This window comes from Motilimonas thetidivivens, assembly GCF_046452435.1.
In the GTDB taxonomy this organism is placed as follows: domain Bacteria; phylum Pseudomonadota; class Gammaproteobacteria; order Enterobacterales; family CBDFNC01; genus Motilimonas.
In genome coordinates, this window is the sequence record NZ_JBKFDK010000013.1 from 69,948 (window position 1) to 88,889 (window position 18,942).

Sequence of the window (18,942 nt, forward strand, 5' to 3'; positions counted from 1 at the left end):
TCACCTCTCTGGATTGACAAGGCCATCATTTCGCTGTGGGATAAAAGTTTCGTTGCGCATTGGATATAAATGGTCAAGGTGGATAGGCATAAATAACAGCAACTTTGTATTGGCAATAAGTACAATTAGGTTACTGGCTGCAGATAATAGCCCCTAAAAGCACAGCTGCGGCAGACTGGAGTTAACTCAAAGGTGTTAATGCTATGATTATTATTTTTATTATTGTTTTTGTCCTATGTATCGCCTTTGTCTTTCCCTTGTTGAACGGACTTTTCGAACAAAGGTGCTCAAGCCTCGAGGCAATTATCGAGATAGATGGAGACGAAATAACCATTCGCAAGTTTTATGTAGAGCGCTTGTTTAGAACACGAGGGACGGTGATAAAAGCCTCTTCTATCGCCCGTATTCAGCTTGCAACCGATCCGATGAGTGGTACTTGTTTATCACTCTTTAATAGCTCAGATGGTGCACTAGATTTTGGTGTGCCTGCATACTTAGCAAGCGCTGTTATAGGACGGCTCGCGAGTGCCTGCCCCGATGCAACATTCGTAGAGGTTTAAGCAAATTTAGCGTGAACCGAGCCGGGGCCGCTAAGCTACTCTACTGTGGAACGAATACCCTTGAGCCATGTCGGATTGTCAGCAGAGCTTTATTGAGTTTGTTGATTAAGACAGCTTTTTTAGTGTGCCTTTCACCTTGCAGCTCCCTAGCCCTAGTCTTTAGCAGAAGCACAAGGTGCGTAAGTGAACAGTTAAGCTACGACCAAGGTTTATTACTGATGCAGCGACCATAGTACTGCTTGGCAAACAACGAGCCCTGTAAGCTCACTCGGTGACTTGAATGCACCGCATTTAAATGGCGGTCGATTGAAGTGACAAATACCTCGCCCGTACTACTTTGATCAACAAAAGCAGCGCCATTTCCTTTGTAGATAAGTTTGACTTCCTTACTGGCTCCTGAAGGCTCAATTAAATAGCCCGTGGGCCCGAGCGGATCAAGTTCAAATTTGAGCGTTAACGTTTCTTGGTTAATGCCAAACTGATCACTGGAGCGGGTGAAGTTACACTCTATGATCGGGTTTGAGCCAACGGCGAATACCTGAACTGGAAATAAGCCGGAAAGGGAGATGGCTGCAATGGCCAAGGCTTTGCAATAAATAGATTGATTGGGTTGCATGAGTTTTCTCACTTTGGCTAATTGTGTTCTTAATATCATCGCAACGACTTGTAAAATCAAGTTGTTAAGCCCAAGTCGTTGCGATAAAAAGCTACACGCCAAGGTAAGTCATTATTCCATCGGCGGCTCTACGGCCTTCGTCTATGGCCGTGACAACCAGATCTGAGCCGCGCACTGCATCCCCGCCGGCAAAGATTTTTTCGTTGCTGGTTTGAAAAGCGAAAGCACCTTTTTCTGGCGCTTTTATGCGTTGCCATTGATCCAATTCAACCCCGTGCTGGGCCAACCAAGGGGCAGGACTGGGCTGAAAACCAAAGGCCATGATAATAGCATCGGCTGGTAATACTTCATCTGAGCCAACAATGGGCTCGGGGCGACGACGGCCATTTTCATCAGGCTCACCCAGTTGGGTTTTGATTATTTTGACGCCGCATACCGCGCCTTGTTCGTTTAGCTCAATGGCGGTCGGCTGCACGTTAAAGATAAACTCAACGCCTTCTTCACGCGCGTTTTGCACCTCACGTTTAGAGCCGGGCATATTGGCTTCATCGCGGCGATAGGCACAGGCAACACTGGCAGCCTGCTGGCGAATCGAGGTACGAACGCAGTCCATGGCGGTATCACCACCGCCGAGTACCACCACTTTTTTATCTTTCATATCGATAAATTCAGCAGGGGAGTTTTCAAAGCCCATCAAGCGATTTACATTGGAAATTAAAAAGGGCAGGGCATCATAAACGCCCGGCGCGGTTTCGTTGGCCAAACCCGCACGCATGTTAGTATAAGTACCCGTAGCGACAAACACGGCGTCGTATTGGTTGAGTAAATCTTCAAAAGCCACGTCTTTACCCACTTCGGTGTTAAGTTTAAATTCAATGCCCATGGCACTGAACACTTCACGGCGGCGGATCATCACGGATTTTTCCAGCTTAAACGGTGGAATGCCAAAGGTCAGTAAACCGCCAATTTCTGGGTAGCGATCAAATACCACGGCTTTCACGCCGCCACGCGCAAGAATGTCGGCGCAGGCTAAGCCCGCAGGGCCAGCACCGACTATGGCAACTTTTTTATCGGTGGCAACCACTTGCGACATATCGGGGCGCCAGCCCATTTCAAAGGCTTTTTCGGTAATGTATTTTTCTACATTACCTATGGTCACCGCGCCAAAGTCATCATTGAGGGTACATGCCCCTTCACACAGTCTATCTTGTGGGCAGACTCGGCCGCATACTTCAGGCAAGCTATTGGTTTGATGACATAATTCCACCGCTTCTAAAATCTTGCCCTCGGTGGCCAGCTTTAACCAGTTGGGAATGTAGTTATGAACGGGACATTTCCACTGACAATAAGGATTACCGCACTCTAAGCAGCGATCCGATTGCATTTGCGCTTGATTGTCATTGAAGGGTTTGTAGATTTCGACAAACTCTTCTTTACGCACCTGAATTGGCTTTTTCGGCGGATCAATGCGTTGTACATCGATAAATTGAAACACATTTTGACTCATAACAATTCCTTACTGGGCATCAACCCTAAGCTCTGCGGTTGAACGGCTGCGATGACCTAGCAGTGAAGACAGTTCAGCTGATTTAGGTTTAACGAGTCTAAATAAAGGTAAAAACTCATTAAAATGCGCCAAAATGTATTCGGCTCTGCTGCTGCCTGTTTCATCAAGATGTAGGTTGATTAAACCGCGCAAATGCTCTTGGTGAATAATTAAATCCTCTAACTCGATGGCTTCCACCAATTCGCTGTTAAGCTTCTCGCTAAAGTCTCCGGCTTCATCGAGTACATAGGCAAAGCCGCCCGTCATCCCCGCAGCAAAGTTAACACCCACTTCGCCTAATACAGTCACGATACCGCCTGTCATGTATTCACAGCCGTTATCGCCTATGCCTTCAACAATGGCGTGGGCGCCAGAGTTTCGCACCGCAAAACGCTCACCGGCGCAGCCTGCTGCAAACAGCTGGCCACCGGTTGCACCATACAAACAGGTATTGCCTATGATGGATGCTTGATGAGAAGCAAACGCAACCCCTGAATGGGGGTGGATCACGATTTTACCGCCCGCCATGCCTTTACCGACGTAGTCATTGGCATCCCCTGTGAGATAAAGTTCAAGGCCGCCAGCATTCCAAACGCCAAAGCTTTGTCCCGCGGTGCCATTGAACATGACTTTAATCGGATCGCCCGCCATGCCTTGGTTACCATGCTGTTTGGCGATCATGCCGGAAATCAGTGCGCCCACCGAGCGATCGGTATTGCGTATCGGGTGGCGATAGATGCCGCCCGATTTCGTTGCTATGGCTTCGCCAAGTTGCTTCGCGAGTTTGCGATTAAGCTCGCCCTTATCAAAAGGCGGATTGTCTTGAGTGCAATGGAGCGCATGACCCGCCTCATTTTTTGGCGCATAAAGAATGGCCGACAGGTCGAGCTTAGCTTGTTTTTGGCTCTCACCTGGTTTAACGCTCAGTAAATCCGTGCGACCAATCAAGTCCGTCAGCTGTTTAATGCCTAACTCGGCCATGATTTCACGCGCCTCTTGGGTGATGAACTTAAAGTAATTCATCGCCATTTCAGGCAGGCCGTGATAATGGTCGCGGCGCAGTTTTTCATCTTGCGTAGCGACCCCCGTTGCACAGTTATTAAGATGACAAATGCGCAGGTATTTACAGCCTAATGCCACCATAGGCCCAGTACCAAAGCCAAAGCTTTCTGCCCCTAAGATCGCCGCTTTGATCACATCCATGCCGGTTTTTAGGCCACCATCCACTTGCAGTCTTACCTTATGGCGCAGATTATTGGCCACCAAGGCTTGATGGGTTTCGGCTAGGCCTAGCTCCCAAGGGCTGCCCGCATATTTAACCGAGGTGAGTGGGCTGGCACCGGTGCCACCATCGTAACCCGAAATAGTAATCAGGTCGGCATAAGCCTTGGCCACACCGGTGGCGATAGTGCCTACGCCCGGCTCGGAAACCAACTTAACCGACACCAAACAAGTGGGGTTAACCTCTTTGATATCAAAAATGAGCTGAGCTAAATCCTCAATCGAGTAAATATCGTGATGAGGCGGCGGCGAAATCAGTGCCACGCCCGGATTTGAATAACGCAGTTTAGCAATTTGGGTGGTGACCTTATGGCCGGGTAATTGACCGCCTTCGCCCGGTTTTGCTCCTTGCGCTATTTTTATTTGGATCACTTCTGCATGCATCAGATAGTGCGGGGTAACCCCAAAGCGACCCGAGGCAACTTGCTTGATTTTCGATAAGCGCAAATCACTGAAACGCGCAGGATCTTCACCGCCTTCCCCCGAGTTTGAGCGACCGCCCAAGGTGTTCATGGCTATGGCGAGCGCCTCGTGCGCTTCTGGCCCCAAGGCACCAATCGACATGGCCGCCGAGTCAAAGCGCTGATACAAGGACTCGGGCGCTTCAACTTGCTCAAGTGGAATGGGTTGATGCTGTCCCGTAAGCGTCATTAAATCGCGTAAACTCGACACGGGGCGATCATTCACATGCTTAGCAAACACTTGATAATCGCTGTAGTTACCCGATTTAACCGCGACCTGTAAGCTGCTGACGACATCTGGGTTATAGGCGTGATATTCACCGTCATGGACGTATTTGAGCAAACCGCCTTGCTCAAGTGGTTTGCGGTGAATATAGGCGAGTTTATTGAGTCTTAAGGCATCTTGCTCAAAGTCAACAAAGCCAGCGCCTGCGATGCGCGAGCTAACCCCTTTAAAGCAGCGCTCTATCACCTCTTGGTCTATGCCGATGGCTTCAAATAGCTGTGAGCAACGATAGCTGGCCACGGTCGAAATGCCCATTTTCGACATGATCTTGTATAAGCCCTTGTTGATGCCGTTGCGATAGTTTTCAAGGGCATCGCGTAGATTGAGATTCAACGTGCCATTATCAACGAGCTTGGCCAAGGTTTCGTAGGCCAGATAAGGGTAGATGGCGGTCGCGCCAAAACCAAGTAAGACTGCAAACTGATGCGGGTCACGACAGCTGGCGGTTTTTACTATGATGTTAGTGTCACAGCGTAAGTTATTATTCACTAACGCTTGCTGCACCGCGCCAAGAGCCATCGCCGCTGGGATCGGCAGTTGCTCTGGGGAGATATTTTTATCGGACAAAATAAGCAGCACAGTGCCACTTTGAGCTAGCGACACGGCTTGCTTAGTGACTCTATCGATGGCGGCACTCAAGCCTTCGGCTGAACTAAAGGTGATGTCTATTTCACCGTGTTGATAATGTTGCTGATCGAGCGCTAATAGCTGCTGAATATCACTGTAAAGCAGGATAGGCGAGTCAAACATCACGCGATTAGCGTGGCCCGTGGTTTCATTAAACACGTTTTGTTCTTGGCCGATGCAAGTGGCCAAACTCATCACGTGATTTTCCCTCAAAGGATCGATAGGGGGGTTGGTCACTTGGGCAAATTTTTGGCGAAAATAATCGTATAAGCTGCGTGGGCGTTGAGACAATACCGCCATTGGCGTGTCATCGCCCATGGAGCCGGTGGCCTCTTGGCCGATTTCGCCGAGAACTCGGATCACTTGCTCGATTTCTTCGGCCGAATAGGCAAAGGTTTTGTGATAGCTCTTTAGGGTCAGCTCGTCCATTTGCCGTGCGCCAATTTGGTTATCGGCTATTTTACTAAATGGAACTAAACGCTGGCTGTTTTCACTTAACCACTGACGATAGGGGTGGCGGCATTTGAGATCTTGGTCGATGGCAAATGAGGTCCAAAGTTTGCCGGTTTTGGTATCAATAACAAAAAGTTCACCCGGGCCCACGCGGCCTTTCTCTAACACTTCATCGGGTTGATAATCCCAAATACCCACCTCGGAAGCCAAGGTAATGAAATTGTCTTTGGTGATCACATAGCGAGCAGGGCGAAGGCCGTTGCGATCCAGGCCACAGCCGGCAAAGCGTCCATCTGTCATGACTATGCCCGCCGGCCCATCCCATGGCTCCATGTGCATGGAGTTAAAATCGTAAAAGGCTTTGAGGTCATCATCCATCGACGGGTGTTTTTGCCACGCCGGTGGCACCACCAAACGAAAGGCGCGAAACAGATCCATGCCACCAGCAAGAAACAGCTCAACCATATTATCAAGGGATGAAGAGTCCGAGCCCGAGGTATTAACAAAGGGCGCCGCTTCTTGCATATCGGGTAATAAGGGCGAGCTAAATTTATACGAGCGCGCCTTCGCCCACTGGCGGTTACCTTCTATGGTATTTATTTCCCCGTTATGAGCCAGCAAACGAAACGGTTGTGCTAGCGGCCAACGGGGTGAGGTATTGGTGGAAAAGCGCTGGTGGAATAAGCAAATACTGCTTTCCATGCGAATGTCGGCCAAATCAAGGTAGAAGGTGGGCAGATCTTCTGGCATCACTAAGCCTTTGTAGATCACGACCTGATTCGACAAGCTGGCAATGTAACAGACGTCATCGTTGTCGATGCGTTTTTCAATCCGTCTGCGCACTAAATAGAGGCGGCGCTGTAAATCTGCCGCGCGCCAACCGGTCGGTGCATTGATAAACAGCTGTTGAATATTAGGCAAACTGGCTTTGGCAATATCGCCTAACACAGTTTGATCGACAGGCACCTCGCGCCAACCGACTAAGGTTAAGGTTTCGCGCGCTAACTCTTCACTGATAATTTGCTTGGCTTGATCAGCGAGTTTGTCATCTTGGCTTAAAAACAGCGTCCCGACCGCGTAATTTCGGCCAAGATGCCAATCGTTTTCCTTGGCGATGGCGCGAAAGAAGCTATCGGGCTTTTGCATTAATAGGCCACAACCATCACCGGTTTTGCCATCGGCCGAAATACCGCCGCGATGTTTCATGCGATCTAATGCCGATATAGCTACTCGTACTAGTTTATGGCTCGCTTCACCTTGGGTGTGCGCGATAAGGCCAAAACCACAGTTGTCGCGTTCGAATGAGGGATGATAAAGAGACATCAGTTTGCTCCATGATTATCATTGCTTAGTATTTATTTTTAATTGTTTGGGTGCTTGGCAATGATATTTATACTTAACGTTGGCGAGAAACTAACCAGAAAAATGAGCTGAGTCAAATTCTGTTTACATTTAACTAACTTTGATAACATTTGCATTTTTTCATAACTTTCAGCTGTCTATCAAGATATCTTTAGCGGTTAAATCTATAACCCGAAATTAGCTTGGTGATTACAGCTTAAGTTTAGGTCGTTTTTTGTGCAAAAAGTTTAAATCAATGTTAAAAAATTTTTTTTACCTAAGATCACTAATTTTGATTTAGCTTCCGATCGCCTTGTTCCAGCTTGATTTAGCATGTCGGCTTCATGATTGGGGGCGCTATGCAATTACACCATTGGGTTAACACCCTAGGCCAAGATTTAAAGTCACGTTACGGCGAAACAGTAAGAAAATTAACCATTCACGCTAACTTTACCTGTCCAAATCGCGATGGCACCTTAGGTAGAGGAGGCTGTACATTTTGTAATGTGGCTTCATTTGCTGATGAGCAAATCGCCGCCGCCCCCATTGCCGAACAGCTGAATGTCAAAGCGCAGGAGCTAGCTGGAAAAAGTGATAAATATTTGGCTTATTTTCAGGCTTATACCAGCACTTATGGTGAGGTGATGACTCTCGATCGGCTTTATCAAGAGGCGTTAACCTATCGCAATATTGTCGGCTTGTGTGTCGGTACTAGACCTGATTGTGTGTCTGATGCCGTTCTTGATTTGTTATCCGGCTATAAGCAACGAGGTTTTGAAATTTGGCTAGAGCTGGGGCTGCAAACCAGCAATGATAGAACCTTAAAGCGAGTTAACCGAGGCCATGGTTGGGCTGAGTATAAAGCGGTGTGCCTTAAAGCCAGAGCATTAGGCATTAAGGTGTGTACCCATTTAATCGTTGGACTGCCGGAAGAAACTCGGCAAGATTATCAAAACACTATAGATGCGGTGGTTGCCTTAGGCGTTGATGGGATCAAACTGCACCCCTTACATATAGTGGCGGGCTCTACCATGGCTAAAGCTTATCAGGCGGGAAAAATAACCGCCTTGACCAAGGAAGAGTATGTACAAGCTGCGGTGATGATGATCCAACGCACTCCAGCTGAGGTCGTTTTCCATCGTGTGTCAGCGACGGCGCGAAAACCCACCTTAATTGCTCCGCTTTGGTGTGAAGATCGCTGGCAAGGCATCATAGGGGTGGCGCAAGGTTTAGCTGCCAATGGCGCTCAAGGGACACAAACAACTAATCCATATGTCTTTAATTCTTAGAAAATTTTTGTGACCTATCACGGAACTTTTTGATTCATAACGGTGAAACATTGGTTAATTAACGAGAGTCATTCATAATAGATAAAAGCAAATTAAAAAGGCCTGATGTCATGTTTACTTTGCGTTTCAATTGTGAATTTTTACCAACTTGGTGTAGCAAGTGGTAATGCTTTTCTTTGTTAACTTATTGCGTCGCCGCTTAGGTTGTTTTTTGTCACTAATCAGATCCAAGCTATTTCTCTGTTGGTTGTTATTAACCTCTTTGGTGCCATGTGCTGTTGCCAATAACCTCCTTTTAGATACCGAAAAGCCTCAATTGGTTAATGTGGTTGTGGCTGATAAGCACCAATATTTAGGGTTTTATCAAGATAATCTGGTGATGGGAGTGTTGACGGATTATTGGCTGCGATGGCAACACCATACCGGCATTATGGTCAATATGGTGCCTTTGTCTAAGGCAACAGAGGCGGATAATCGCAATATTTACGTAGGTCTATCTAGCGAGCTAAGAGCACCTGAACAGCTTGCCATTCCTTTGGTTGGTCTAAAAATTAAGCTTTATTACTTTCCTGAGCAGCAAAGCAAAGTCAGCCTTGCCTTGCAGGATAAACGCCATACATTAGTGCTGGGGTATATTCAAGATAAGGGCTTTTTACCCGAGAACATAGCGCAGCGGATAAATTACGATGCCAAGCCCTTTCAATCCATTTGGTCGCTTAGTTTTGCCTTGTTGAAGGGCGAAATCGACGCCATCACCTCACTTAGCTTAGATACGGGCGGTGGCCAGAGTGATGATCTACTCACCTTGTTTATGCATTCATACACCTTGATTGAGTTAGATATTCTGGCTCATGTGGCTCCCTTACAAGGTGAGTTGATTGACTGGATCAGCTGGGGCGCCAATCTGATCAGCTCTTCTGAGCTGCAAAAAATTAATTTAACTTGGCTATCCCTATCTGGGTTATGGTGGTGGCTGTTGTTACCTGTGGTCGTCAGCATTGCTTTTATCCTGTTTATCTGGCGCGCTGTTAAGCGCTTGAGACGTAAAGAAAGCTACTATATCAATGATATTCCCTTTGCTACTTTGCTCCTTAGCTTAGATGGTAAGTACTTGCTCAATGCCAATAAAATGGCCTATGAATTGGACTTGTGCGCCCCTGATAGTCAATTTAAAACCCCTACGCCGAGCTGGCTACAACCCTTGGTCAACTTAGTTAACACCAGTTTGTCTGAAGGAATGATTGTTAATCAGCAAGTTGGCCTCAATAATCAAACTCAGCAATGGCACTTATTTACCCTTAACGGCAAAGTGATCAAACGGGGGGAGCAGCAAGTGTGGTTATGCCAGTTATGTCGGCTTACCGCGCAACCTGACTTTAGACCGCTACCTGAGCAACAAGCCTTACTAAAAGACTTGTTATCTGTGATCACTAGCCCTGCATGTATTAAAGACAAGCAAGGGGTGATGTTGAGCTGTAATAGCCTTTGGTCTGATTTGGTCGGGCTCAAGGTTGAGGACGTAATAGGCAAACGCGATAGGGATATTTTATCTAAAGTTGAGCTGGCTCGTCAGCGGCCTCTTGAAGCACTTGCTTGGCAAGGGCAACTGCAACAAGAAGAAGACGTAATGGTTTCCCCGATGCGTAACGAACAAGAGCAGATCTATGCTTTGTTAGTTATCTTGAATCAATCACAAACCATCAGTCGCGCTGATTGTGAGCAAGAGAAGCAGCAACACCTCAAACAAGGCTTACAAAATATGTTTGTGAATCATCCCGATCCCGTTGCCGTGGTGGATCAAGGGGGGATTTGCTTGATGGCCAATCCAGCGTTTGCCCAATCCTTGGTTCAAAAGCCCTTAGAAGAAATCATTAACCAGCCCGTAGCCAGCATGTTGCCCAAAGACAAAGTTGATTGGAATAAACGCCAACACCAAGAAATCTTTGCTCAAAATGACCACGTGAAATACGAAGAATTGGTCTTTTTAGCCAATGGCCAGCAAAAATGGTTAGAAGTGGTAAAAAGCCCATTTCGTTTTTCGTCTACTAGCGCGCCAGCCATACTTATGGTGACTCATGATATCACTGACCGAAAGGGCACCGAACAACAACTGGCGACAGCTATTGGCAAGCTAGAGGAATTAAGTTTTATTGATGGCTTAACCCAAGTCGCTAACCGACGAAGTTTTGATGAAAGGCTGCGCTACTACTGGCGCAGTTGTATTAATCAAGAGCAAAATATGTCGCTTATATTATTGGACATAGATTACTTTAAACCTTACAACGACAACTATGGCCATCAACAAGGCGATGATGCGTTACGTTTGGTTGCAGATACTCTAGCGAAAACATCTAAACGCACTACAGATATAGTGGCGCGTTATGGCGGTGAGGAATTCGCTATTCTATTACCCGATACCGATGCGCAAGGGGCATGTTATATCGCGCAGGTGATATGCAATGCGGTCGCCGACAAAAACATTCCACATCAATATTCAAAAGTCGCTCAGCATATTACCGTCAGTTTAGGCGTCGCCACGCTAACCCCAGCGCCGCAATTAGAATGTGAAAGCCTGATTGAGCAAGCTGATTTAGCCTTGTATCAGGCTAAATCTAATGGCCGTAACCAAGTGCTTCATTATCAATATTTAGCGCAGGAAAAATAAAAGCCCAACATGGCGTTGGGCTTTTATGGCATTTGCTTTTGGGGTAACGCTAAGTATTAGTCTAAGGCTTAAAGCCACCTGGTACACCCTTAGTGGTGACCGCTACCGCATCGTGAGCATGCAAACTTTCATAATGATTTACCCGCACCCAGAAATCGGCAAAATCGTCACGAGGGGTCAGAGCATGTTGCAAGCGACGAGCTGCATCTTCACAAAACATCAGGTTTTGGCCATTTAGGCGAGCAAATTCTTGTTCATCTTCGCGTTTAACTGCCGCTTGAACTGGTGTCTGCAGTGCTTGCTCAACTAAATCGATAAGTTCAATGATAGGTAAGTATTGGCTTTGCTCGGTTAATTTTATCTTAACTTGTGCATTACTGCGCTGGCTGTGCGGCGTGGCCACTATACCTTGGGTGGTGCCTAGCCAAGCATGTACTTCTTCTTTGCTAATGCTATCGCCATTGAAATTGTCACTGAATGCTTGCTGGATCAGCTGTCGTGCTAGCGCCGCCGAACAAGGACAAGTTGAAGAGTAAGGCACATTTAGCTCAAGCTCTAGGCTAAAATTTGCATCTTCTTGGCGCGCGGTCAGTACCACAGGATACGCTTTCCAACCTTGCTTACCACTGATCAGTGATTTACGGCGTAAGTGATAATCAAAGCTGAGTTTTAAGTGCGCTTGATTGCTTAAATCATCATGGCTAACCAAAAAGTCGTTTAATAATTGCTTTAGGCTCGCTAGGGTCACTTCACCTTCAACGGAGAGTTGATCTAATAACAGGTATAACCGCGACATATGAATGCCTTTGGCTTTGGCGTCGGCGAGATTTACAAAGGCTTCGGCCTTGGCGCTGACTTGGCGAGCCGCTTGATTGTCACTCGACACCATCAAAGGTAGTTCGATTTGGCTCATGCCAACCCAGTCCAATAGCCCTTCTTTTTGGGCGAAGGCACTATTTGCGATGTCCGGCATAGATGATGACATTAAGGCGATACTCCTGATAACTACTAATACGCACTGCTAAGGGCGGCTTACCTGATTGATAGGCAATTCTATCATTTGAGCGAGGATAATTAGCTCAAATTTTATTAAAGGGGCGCATTATACCCCCCTTAGCAGAGATTAAAAACCATAAAAAACCAAGGTTTTTCCAACAATGTCGTTTATTATGGAGGCGATAAACGAGGGCAATTATATGAAAAAAATGAAACTTTGGTCGCAGTTCTATGTTTCCTATCTAACCCGTTTGGGGATTTTCAAGTTCAGCTTTTTAATGGCGACCTGCGTTATTCTGTTGGCGCTATTTGTGCAAATCGCGGTGACATTATTTTTGTCAGGCGAGATTAAACAGATAGACCTAGTTCGTTCCGTTTTTTTCGGCTTATTAATTACTCCCTGGGCAATTTACTTTTTTTCTGCCGTAGTGGATCAATTGGAGCTGGCTCGCAAAAAATCAAGTCTGATGGTCAAAAAACTGCAAGAAATGCGTGAGCGCGATCTAGAGCGAGCCCAAGAGCTCACCGCCACCATAGAGCAAATGCACCAAGAATTTGAGCAGCGACAAAAGGCTGAGCGCGCCCGCAGTGCAGCCATGACCGAGTTAGAAAATGAAATAAAACAACGGGAAGAAGCGCAGCAAACCCTAGAAGATAAAACGGCGTTACTGCGTTCATTTATCGATAGCTCCCCGGATTTGGTTTACTACCGCAATGAAAAAGGCAGCTTTTCTGGCTGCAACAAGGCGATGGAAGCTCTGATTGGTAAAAAGGAGTCTGAACTCATTGGCTTAACGCCACGTGATGTATATCGCTCTGATATTGCTGATATCGTCATCGAAACCGATGCTGCCGTGTTTGAATCCAACGAACCATTAACTTACGAACAGTGGTTGGAATTTCCGTCCGGTCGAAAAGCCTATTTTGAATTAAGTAAGGTGCCGTTTTTTGACCAAAAAGGGAAACGATTAGGCTTACTCGGATTTGGCCGTGATATTACCGAGCGCAAGAAATACGAAGAGAAGTTGGAAAAGGCGAGCCGAGATAAAACCACCTTTATCTCTACCATTAGCCATGAACTGCGTACTCCCCTAAATGGGATCGTGGGATTAAGTCGCATGCTGCTAGACAGTGACTTGACCAAACAGCAGCAGAAATACCTTAAAACCATTCATGTTAGTGCCACGACATTAGGTAATATATTTAACGATATCATAGATTTAGATAAGCTTGACCGGAAGCGGCTAGAAATCGCCCCGCAGCCGTTAAATTTCCATGATTTTGTGTCCGATTTAGAAAGCTTGGCGCACATTCAAGCGCAGCAAAAAAACCTTTATTTGAGTTGTCAAAATCTCACGACATTACCCGACTTTATTGAAGCCGATGGTACACGTCTGCGCCAAGTAATGTGGAATTTGATCACTAACGCGGTCAAGTTCACCGATCACGGCCGGGTGGATATTCGCGTCAGTGCGCAGCCTCTTGAAGGCGATAAAGCCAAGCTAGTCATGGCGGTGCAAGATACCGGAATGGGGATCCCCAGCGATCAGCTGAAAAAAATCTTCTCCATGTATTATCAAGTACAGGGAACCAAGCAAGCAACGGGCTCGGGTATCGGTTTAGCGGTATCGTCTAAGCTTATTCATGCCATGGGCGGTGAGATCAAGGTGGAAAGTGAGCTCGGTCAAGGCTCTACCTTTACCGTTGAGTTGATTGTCGACGTACCCAAACAAGTCAATGCACTCAGTGAGCGGGTGAAAGCCTTGCCTAAGTTAGATATTTTGCTGGTGGAAGATGTCGAGCTAAATGTCACCGTCGCCAAAGCATTGCTGGAAAAAATGGGCCATAGCGTCGCTGTTGCCATGACCGGACAAGCGGCATTAGATAAGGTTGCCAGCCACCGTTATCAACTTATCTTATTAGATATTCAACTGCCTGACTTTAGTGGTTTTGATGTGGTAGCTAAGCTGCGCGATACTTATCAAGATGACTTGTGCCCAGTGGTGGCGCTAACCGCCAATGTCATCAGCGATCCAAGTGAATATATAGAGCGGGGCATGGATGACGCCATCAGTAAGCCGCTTAGTGTGGAAGCGGTGGTCAACATGGTGAGTGAGCTATTTGCCACCGAGCCTTTGCCTGTAATGGCGCCCCGAGAGGTAAAACCGGCTTTCACCACCGAGGCTTTGCTGGACATTGAAATGCTGAGTGATTTTCTTGGTGCGGTGAATAAAGAAACCTTGATCAGCAGCGTTCAGTTGTTTGAAAAATTAATGCCAGAATACTTATCCGTGCTGGAATCCAATTTAATCGCAAGGGATCAAGCGGGCATCGTCAGTGAAGCCCACAAAATCAAAGGTGCCGCAGGCTCGGTTGGTTTAAAGCGGCTGCGTGAGTTAGCCCAAAAAGCGCAATCACCGGATTTACCCGCATGGTGGGATAATATTGATGATTGGGTTGAGAAGCTAAAACGCGAATACCCAGCTAATGTTGAACGCTTATATGAATGGATTGAGCAGCAATGAGCCAACTCTCTGTGGCTAAAAATGAAACCGTGATCTTGCTACATGGCCTCGTCAGAACGCCGCGTTCAATGAATACCATCGCCAAGCACTTACGCCGCGAAGGCTATCAAGTGGTTAACCTTGGTTATCCGTCACGTCATTATGATGTGATGACCTTAGCCAATCAGGTGATCCCACAAGCCCTAGCGCAGTGCCAAGCGGGCCACACCATTCACTTTGTTACCCACTCATTGGGCGGTATTTTAGTGCGGGCGTATTTATCCCAACATAAAATCCAGCGATTAGGCAAAGTGGTGATGTTAGCACCGCCCAATCAAGGCAGTGAAATTGTCGACAAGCTCGGCCACTTACGACTATTTAAATGGATCAATGGCGAGGCGGGTTTACAATTAGGCACAGATGACATGAGCATGCCTAAGCGGCTTGGCGCAGTGGACTATGAAGTGGGCGTGATTGCGGGGACGCGCAGCATCAACTTGATCTTGTCGACGTTAATGCCCAGACCTAACGATGGTAAGGTCAGTGTTACCAGCACTAAGATCAAGGGAATGAAAGATCACTTAACCCTGCCGGTGACCCATACCTTTTTGATGACTAATCGACGCGTGTTAACCGCCATTAGTGCTTTTTTAGCCAGTGGCCTCTTTGTTAAATGAGCATGGCTCACTCGTACAAATGTTAAGAACAACCTTGAGATTTTAATAGATGCTAAATTTTACTCGTGATGGTCATTGCTTTAATTTTCGCAGTGCCGCTGTCATTATTGAGCAAGGTCATGTGTTAATTCACCAAGGCATCAATGATGATTTTTGGACCTTACCCGGTGGTCGAGTTGAATTTTTAGAATCTGCTCAAGAGACAGTTACCCGTGAGCTGATGGAAGAGCTTGGCATTGTCAGCGAGGTGATCCGACCCTTGTGGTTAGTTGAGAATTTTTTTGTTGACGGTGAGTTAAAATATCATGAATTAGGTCACTATTTTTTAACCCAGCTTAAGCCAGACATCCCTTTCGATATTAATGACAATTTAGTCTGCATTGAACGTGGAGGAAGACTGCGTTTTCGTTGGTGTAAGCTCAGCGAAATAGCCAAGGTGAACCTATATCCCACTTTTTTAAAGCAAGGCTTGTTAGATTTGCCACAGACTCCCGAGTACTTCACTTGGAATGACATTGACAAGTGAGCAACCTTAAGCAAACGGTCACAGATGCCCCACTAAATATGCGTTTGGCTCGATATATTGCATTATCTGGCTATTGCTCGCGTCGCCAAGCCTCGCGTCATATTGATGCCGGTGACGTGAGTATCAATGGGCGGATTGCGCAGCATGTCGATCATGTAAAAGCGGGGGATGTGGTGCAATTGACGGGGCAAACTCTGACGTTAACCACGGAGTTTAGTTACTGGCTGTTTAACAAACCCGTTGGCGTTGACTGTAATTTAAGGGCGCATCACAGCGCCAGTTTATTGCACTTGTTACCGCCTGATGCAGGGCGCATTTACCCAGTAGGGCGGTTAGATAAAGACTCGCACGGTTTGTTACTGCTCACCGATGATGGTGAGCTTTGTCAGCGCTTAATTCATCCGGATTATTATCACCCTAAAACCTACCATGTGCGCGTTGTGCCTGTTTTTGATGACGCTTTTATCACCGCGATGGCGGCGGGCGTTGAAATAAAAGAAGGGCTAACTCGGCCCTGCCAAGTTAAGCGATTGGCTAAGGATCAATTTGCCATTACCTTAACCCAAGGCTTAAATCGGCAAATTCGTAAGATGGCTCAGGTATTGGGTTATCGTGTGGTGGATTTACAGCGAGTCGCTATCTTAGATCTGACGTTAGCATATTTACTGCCAGGACAGTGGCGTCAGTTAGATGATAGCGAGATGGCCCTTGTTAAACGGCAATTAGGGTATTAATACAAGATCACGCCTAGGTACTAGCTGGGCTTGGTTTTATGCTGAGCCATTGTCGTAAGGCTTGCTCTAGCTTATTGATATCAATAGGTTTAGAGATAAAGTCATTCATTCCCACCGCGAGGCATTTTTCCCGATCGCCGGCCATGGCATTCGCCGTCATGGCCACCACGGGAACTTGGTGATCCAACACATTTGATTCTGATGAACGAATAGCTTGGGTTGCTTGATAGCCGTCCATCACAGGCATTTGACAATCCATAAAGACAAGATCAAACGGCATCATGGCTAAAAGATCTAATGCTTCTTGACCATGAGCGGCTAAGGTTGCATCAATACCAAACTGTTGCAAGAAGCCTTTCGCGACCATTTGATTCGTGATGTTATCTTCAACGACTAACACGTTAGCCTTAAATTGAGGAAAATCCTGTGGTTGGCCTTCATCAAGGGTCGACGCCAATGCAGGCGCTGGGGTTGCGATATCAACTAAGGCGTCAAACAAATAAGATTGATTGATGGGCTGTTCGAGTTGAGCCGTTGGGACAAATGCCCCCTGCTGTGGTGATTGTTTGTTGAGCTGTTGTAATGCTCTGCGATTGGAGATAATGATGAGCTTACTGCTGCTGAGCGTTTGCTGGATTTGTTGACATAAGCGTAGCTTACTTTGTTCGAAATGCTGAAAGCCAATGAGCACGACATCAAAGGGCGGATTGGCATGCGCTATCTCATCCAGAAGCCGGTCGTCATCTTGCTGTTCCTTTTGGTAGAGTTTTGGCGTGTAGGCGATTTGCCACTCATCCATAAGTTGTTGGAACAATGCGAGTTGAGTGGGCATATCATCGATGACGAGAATATTAAGGCGGCGAATATCGGCCATATTGAGGGGCATTTTAGGCTGTTGGCAACGCTCTAAACAGAGCGTAAACCAAAATTTAGAGCCTTGGCCTAACTCACTGGTTACGCCAATTTCTCCCCCCATCATGGTGACAAGTTGCCTGCAAATGGCTAGCCCTAAGCCAGTGCCACCATATTGACGTGTAGTTGAGAGATCGGCTTGAGTAAAGCGATCAAACAAACCTTCTATTTGATGCGGCGCGAGTCCAATTCCGGTGTCAGTAACTTCAATCTTTATCTTGGTCTGCGCAGACCTTGTTTCAACCGTGGAGAAATAGACCGCAATTTCACCATGCTCGGTAAACTTAATGGCATTACCTATTAGGTTGGTGAGAATTTGTCTAATCCGCCCTGGATCGCCGACAAACCAGTAATCAAGCACCGGGCTCGCAGGGCAAATTAGCTGTAGCTGTTTATCTTGCGCTCTAATATGCAGCGTTTTAGCTGTTTCATGGAGTAACTCACCGAGATCAAATTCCAACCGATCTAATTCCAGCATGCCAGCTTCAACTTTAGAGTAATCAAGAATATCGTTAATAATGGCAAGTAGTGATTCTGCGCTGTTTTTCACCGTGTTGGCGTAGCTTTTTTGTTGCGAGTCCAAATTGGTTTCAAGTAATAGGCTGGTCATGCCGATTACTCCGTTCATTGGGGTGCGAATTTCGTGACTCATATTGGCTAAAAATTCGCTCTTTGCTATGTTGGCTTGCTGGGCTTCTTGCAGAGCCAGTTGCAGAGATTCTTCTCTTGATCTGAGGGTTTGACTGAGTTGGTCAAAGGTTTCACCAATTAAGCCAAGTTCATGAATGGGTTTAAAATTCGTGGTTATTGCTTCACTTTGTTGCTGGGCTTGCATTACGGCAACAATTCGTTGGCTTGGCTTGAGTACTAATCGGTTAATCAAAAAGTAAATCGCGATAAACGCCACCGTACCTATACTGCTAAACAGCATGATTAAAAGTAGGGCACTACGTATTGCTTGTGAGGTATTTTGCTGCGTTTTCAGGGTAATAATTTGCAGTGATGGAATTGGGTTTAGGGTGTTGTTTTGCTCCAGTGCCGAGATGTGCACTAATGTAACTACATGGAAATAATCACTATTTTCAGGGTCGACCGCGCTGACACTGACGCCGATACTTTTGGCCTTGGATATCAGGTGGCTAAGATTATTCAGCATTTTTTCACGCGTTACAGCAGGCGTCATGTCGGTGTTAAAGACGGGTTGATAGTTTTGGTCTAACAGCCAAATTCGTTCAATGCTTGGCTCCGCTGCTAGGGCCAACACGGTGCGCTGGAAATCACTTAACGAAGAGCTGGTTTCGGCGGTCACAACAAGTGTCGCAGCCATGAGTTCGCCTTGAGTAGCAAGGTTGTCGGCTAAGGTCTTTTTAGCAAATTGATAGACACCGAGCGCGCCTAATAAGGTTGCCGCAATGGCAAAACCGATTAAGGGGCCTAATAAGCGGCTGCGCAGTGAGCGAAATACCAT

At 46.7% G+C, this 18,942-nt stretch carries 12 protein-coding genes; 7 read left to right on the forward strand and 5 right to left on the reverse strand.

The features are described from left to right. The first annotated feature begins 203 nt into the window (after positions 1–203). A complete protein-coding gene (locus ACK8OT_RS11420) occupies positions 204–560 on the forward strand; it encodes a hypothetical protein (RefSeq protein ID WP_410196643.1) in 357 nt (118 codons plus the stop codon). Positions 561–756: 196 nt separating this feature from the next. Here ACK8OT_RS11420 and ACK8OT_RS11425 read toward each other — a convergent pair whose 3' ends face one another. From ACK8OT_RS11425 to gltB, 3 genes are all read right to left on the reverse strand, one after another. Next, complete coding sequence (locus ACK8OT_RS11425; RefSeq protein ID WP_410196644.1) at positions 757–1,176, reverse strand: hypothetical protein; 420 nt, start codon at positions 1,174–1,176, stop codon at positions 757–759. Between the two features lie 91 nt (positions 1,177–1,267). Beyond that, positions 1,268–2,683 (reverse strand): FAD-dependent oxidoreductase, encoded by a 1,416-nt coding sequence (locus ACK8OT_RS11430; protein WP_410196645.1) that lies wholly within the window; start codon positions 2,681–2,683, stop codon positions 1,268–1,270. Positions 2,684–2,692: 9 nt separating this feature from the next. After that, entirely contained in the window at positions 2,693–7,153 is a 4,461-nt protein-coding gene (gene gltB / locus ACK8OT_RS11435; protein ID WP_410196646.1) for a glutamate synthase large subunit, read from the reverse strand. A gap of 377 nt (positions 7,154–7,530) precedes the next feature. Here gltB and mnmL point away from each other — a divergent pair, with 377 nt between their 5' ends. After that, positions 7,531–8,460, forward strand: coding sequence for a tRNA modification radical SAM protein MnmL/YtqA (gene mnmL, locus ACK8OT_RS11440; RefSeq protein WP_410196647.1), 930 nt, complete (start codon positions 7,531–7,533; stop codon positions 8,458–8,460). A gap of 211 nt (positions 8,461–8,671) precedes the next feature. Continuing rightward, on the forward strand, positions 8,672–11,125 hold the full coding sequence (locus ACK8OT_RS11445; protein WP_410196648.1) for a transporter substrate-binding domain-containing diguanylate cyclase: 2,454 nt from the start codon (positions 8,672–8,674) through the stop codon (positions 11,123–11,125). A gap of 61 nt (positions 11,126–11,186) precedes the next feature. Here the strand turns inward: ACK8OT_RS11445 and folE2 are convergent, their stop codons facing one another. Beyond that, positions 11,187–12,110, reverse strand: a complete 924-nt coding sequence (gene folE2, locus ACK8OT_RS11450; protein WP_410196649.1) for a GTP cyclohydrolase FolE2 — start codon at positions 12,108–12,110, stop codon at positions 11,187–11,189. Positions 12,111–12,321: 211 nt separating this feature from the next. Here folE2 and arcB point away from each other — a divergent pair, with 211 nt between their 5' ends. The 4 genes from arcB to ACK8OT_RS11470 are packed head-to-tail and all read left to right on the forward strand — an operon-like array spanning position 12,322 to position 16,562. Further along, the gene (gene arcB / locus ACK8OT_RS11455; protein ID WP_410196650.1) at positions 12,322–14,646 is read left to right on the forward strand and encodes an aerobic respiration two-component sensor histidine kinase ArcB; all 2,325 of its coding nucleotides are present in this window, start codon (positions 12,322–12,324) and stop codon (positions 14,644–14,646) included. Next, the gene (locus ACK8OT_RS11460) at positions 14,643–15,302 is read left to right on the forward strand and encodes an esterase/lipase family protein (RefSeq protein ID WP_410196651.1); all 660 of its coding nucleotides are present in this window, start codon (positions 14,643–14,645) and stop codon (positions 15,300–15,302) included. The genes arcB and ACK8OT_RS11460 overlap by 4 nt, the downstream gene beginning before the upstream one ends. A 49-nt stretch (positions 15,303–15,351) precedes the next feature. Further along, positions 15,352–15,828 carry an NUDIX hydrolase gene (locus ACK8OT_RS11465; RefSeq protein WP_410196652.1) on the forward strand — a complete coding sequence of 159 codons (477 nt, stop codon included), beginning with the start codon at positions 15,352–15,354 and terminating at the stop codon, positions 15,826–15,828. Between the two features lie 38 nt (positions 15,829–15,866). After that, a complete protein-coding gene (locus ACK8OT_RS11470) occupies positions 15,867–16,562 on the forward strand; it encodes a pseudouridine synthase (RefSeq protein WP_410196682.1) in 696 nt (231 codons plus the stop codon). A 13-nt stretch (positions 16,563–16,575) separates the two neighbouring features. On the opposite strand, the gene ACK8OT_RS11475 is transcribed toward ACK8OT_RS11470, so the two are convergent. Continuing rightward, positions 16,576–18,942 (reverse strand): response regulator, encoded by a 2,367-nt coding sequence (locus ACK8OT_RS11475; RefSeq protein ID WP_410196653.1) that lies wholly within the window; start codon positions 18,940–18,942, stop codon positions 16,576–16,578.

Coding starts and splice junctions, on each gene's coding strand:
- arcB (WP_410196650.1), top strand. CDS start 12,322: ATGAAAAAAATGAAACTTTGGTCGCAGTTCTATGTTTCCTATCTAACC.
- gltB (WP_410196646.1), bottom strand. CDS start 7,153: ATGTCTCTTTATCATCCCTCATTCGAACGCGACAACTGTGGTTTTGGC.
- ACK8OT_RS11465 (WP_410196652.1), top strand. CDS start 15,352: ATGCTAAATTTTACTCGTGATGGTCATTGCTTTAATTTTCGCAGTGCC.
- folE2 (WP_410196649.1), bottom strand. CDS start 12,110: ATGTCATCATCTATGCCGGACATCGCAAATAGTGCCTTCGCCCAAAAA.
- mnmL (WP_410196647.1), top strand. CDS start 7,531: ATGCAATTACACCATTGGGTTAACACCCTAGGCCAAGATTTAAAGTCA.
- ACK8OT_RS11470 (WP_410196682.1), top strand. CDS start 15,867: ATGCGTTTGGCTCGATATATTGCATTATCTGGCTATTGCTCGCGTCGC.
- ACK8OT_RS11425 (WP_410196644.1), bottom strand. CDS start 1,176: ATGCAACCCAATCAATCTATTTATTGCAAAGCCTTGGCCATTGCAGCC.
- ACK8OT_RS11460 (WP_410196651.1), top strand. CDS start 14,643: ATGAGCCAACTCTCTGTGGCTAAAAATGAAACCGTGATCTTGCTACAT.
- ACK8OT_RS11475 (WP_410196653.1), bottom strand. CDS start 18,942: ATGGTATTTCGCTCACTGCGCAGCCGCTTATTAGGCCCCTTAATCGGT.
- ACK8OT_RS11420 (WP_410196643.1), top strand. CDS start 204: ATGATTATTATTTTTATTATTGTTTTTGTCCTATGTATCGCCTTTGTC.
- ACK8OT_RS11430 (WP_410196645.1), bottom strand. CDS start 2,683: ATGAGTCAAAATGTGTTTCAATTTATCGATGTACAACGCATTGATCCG.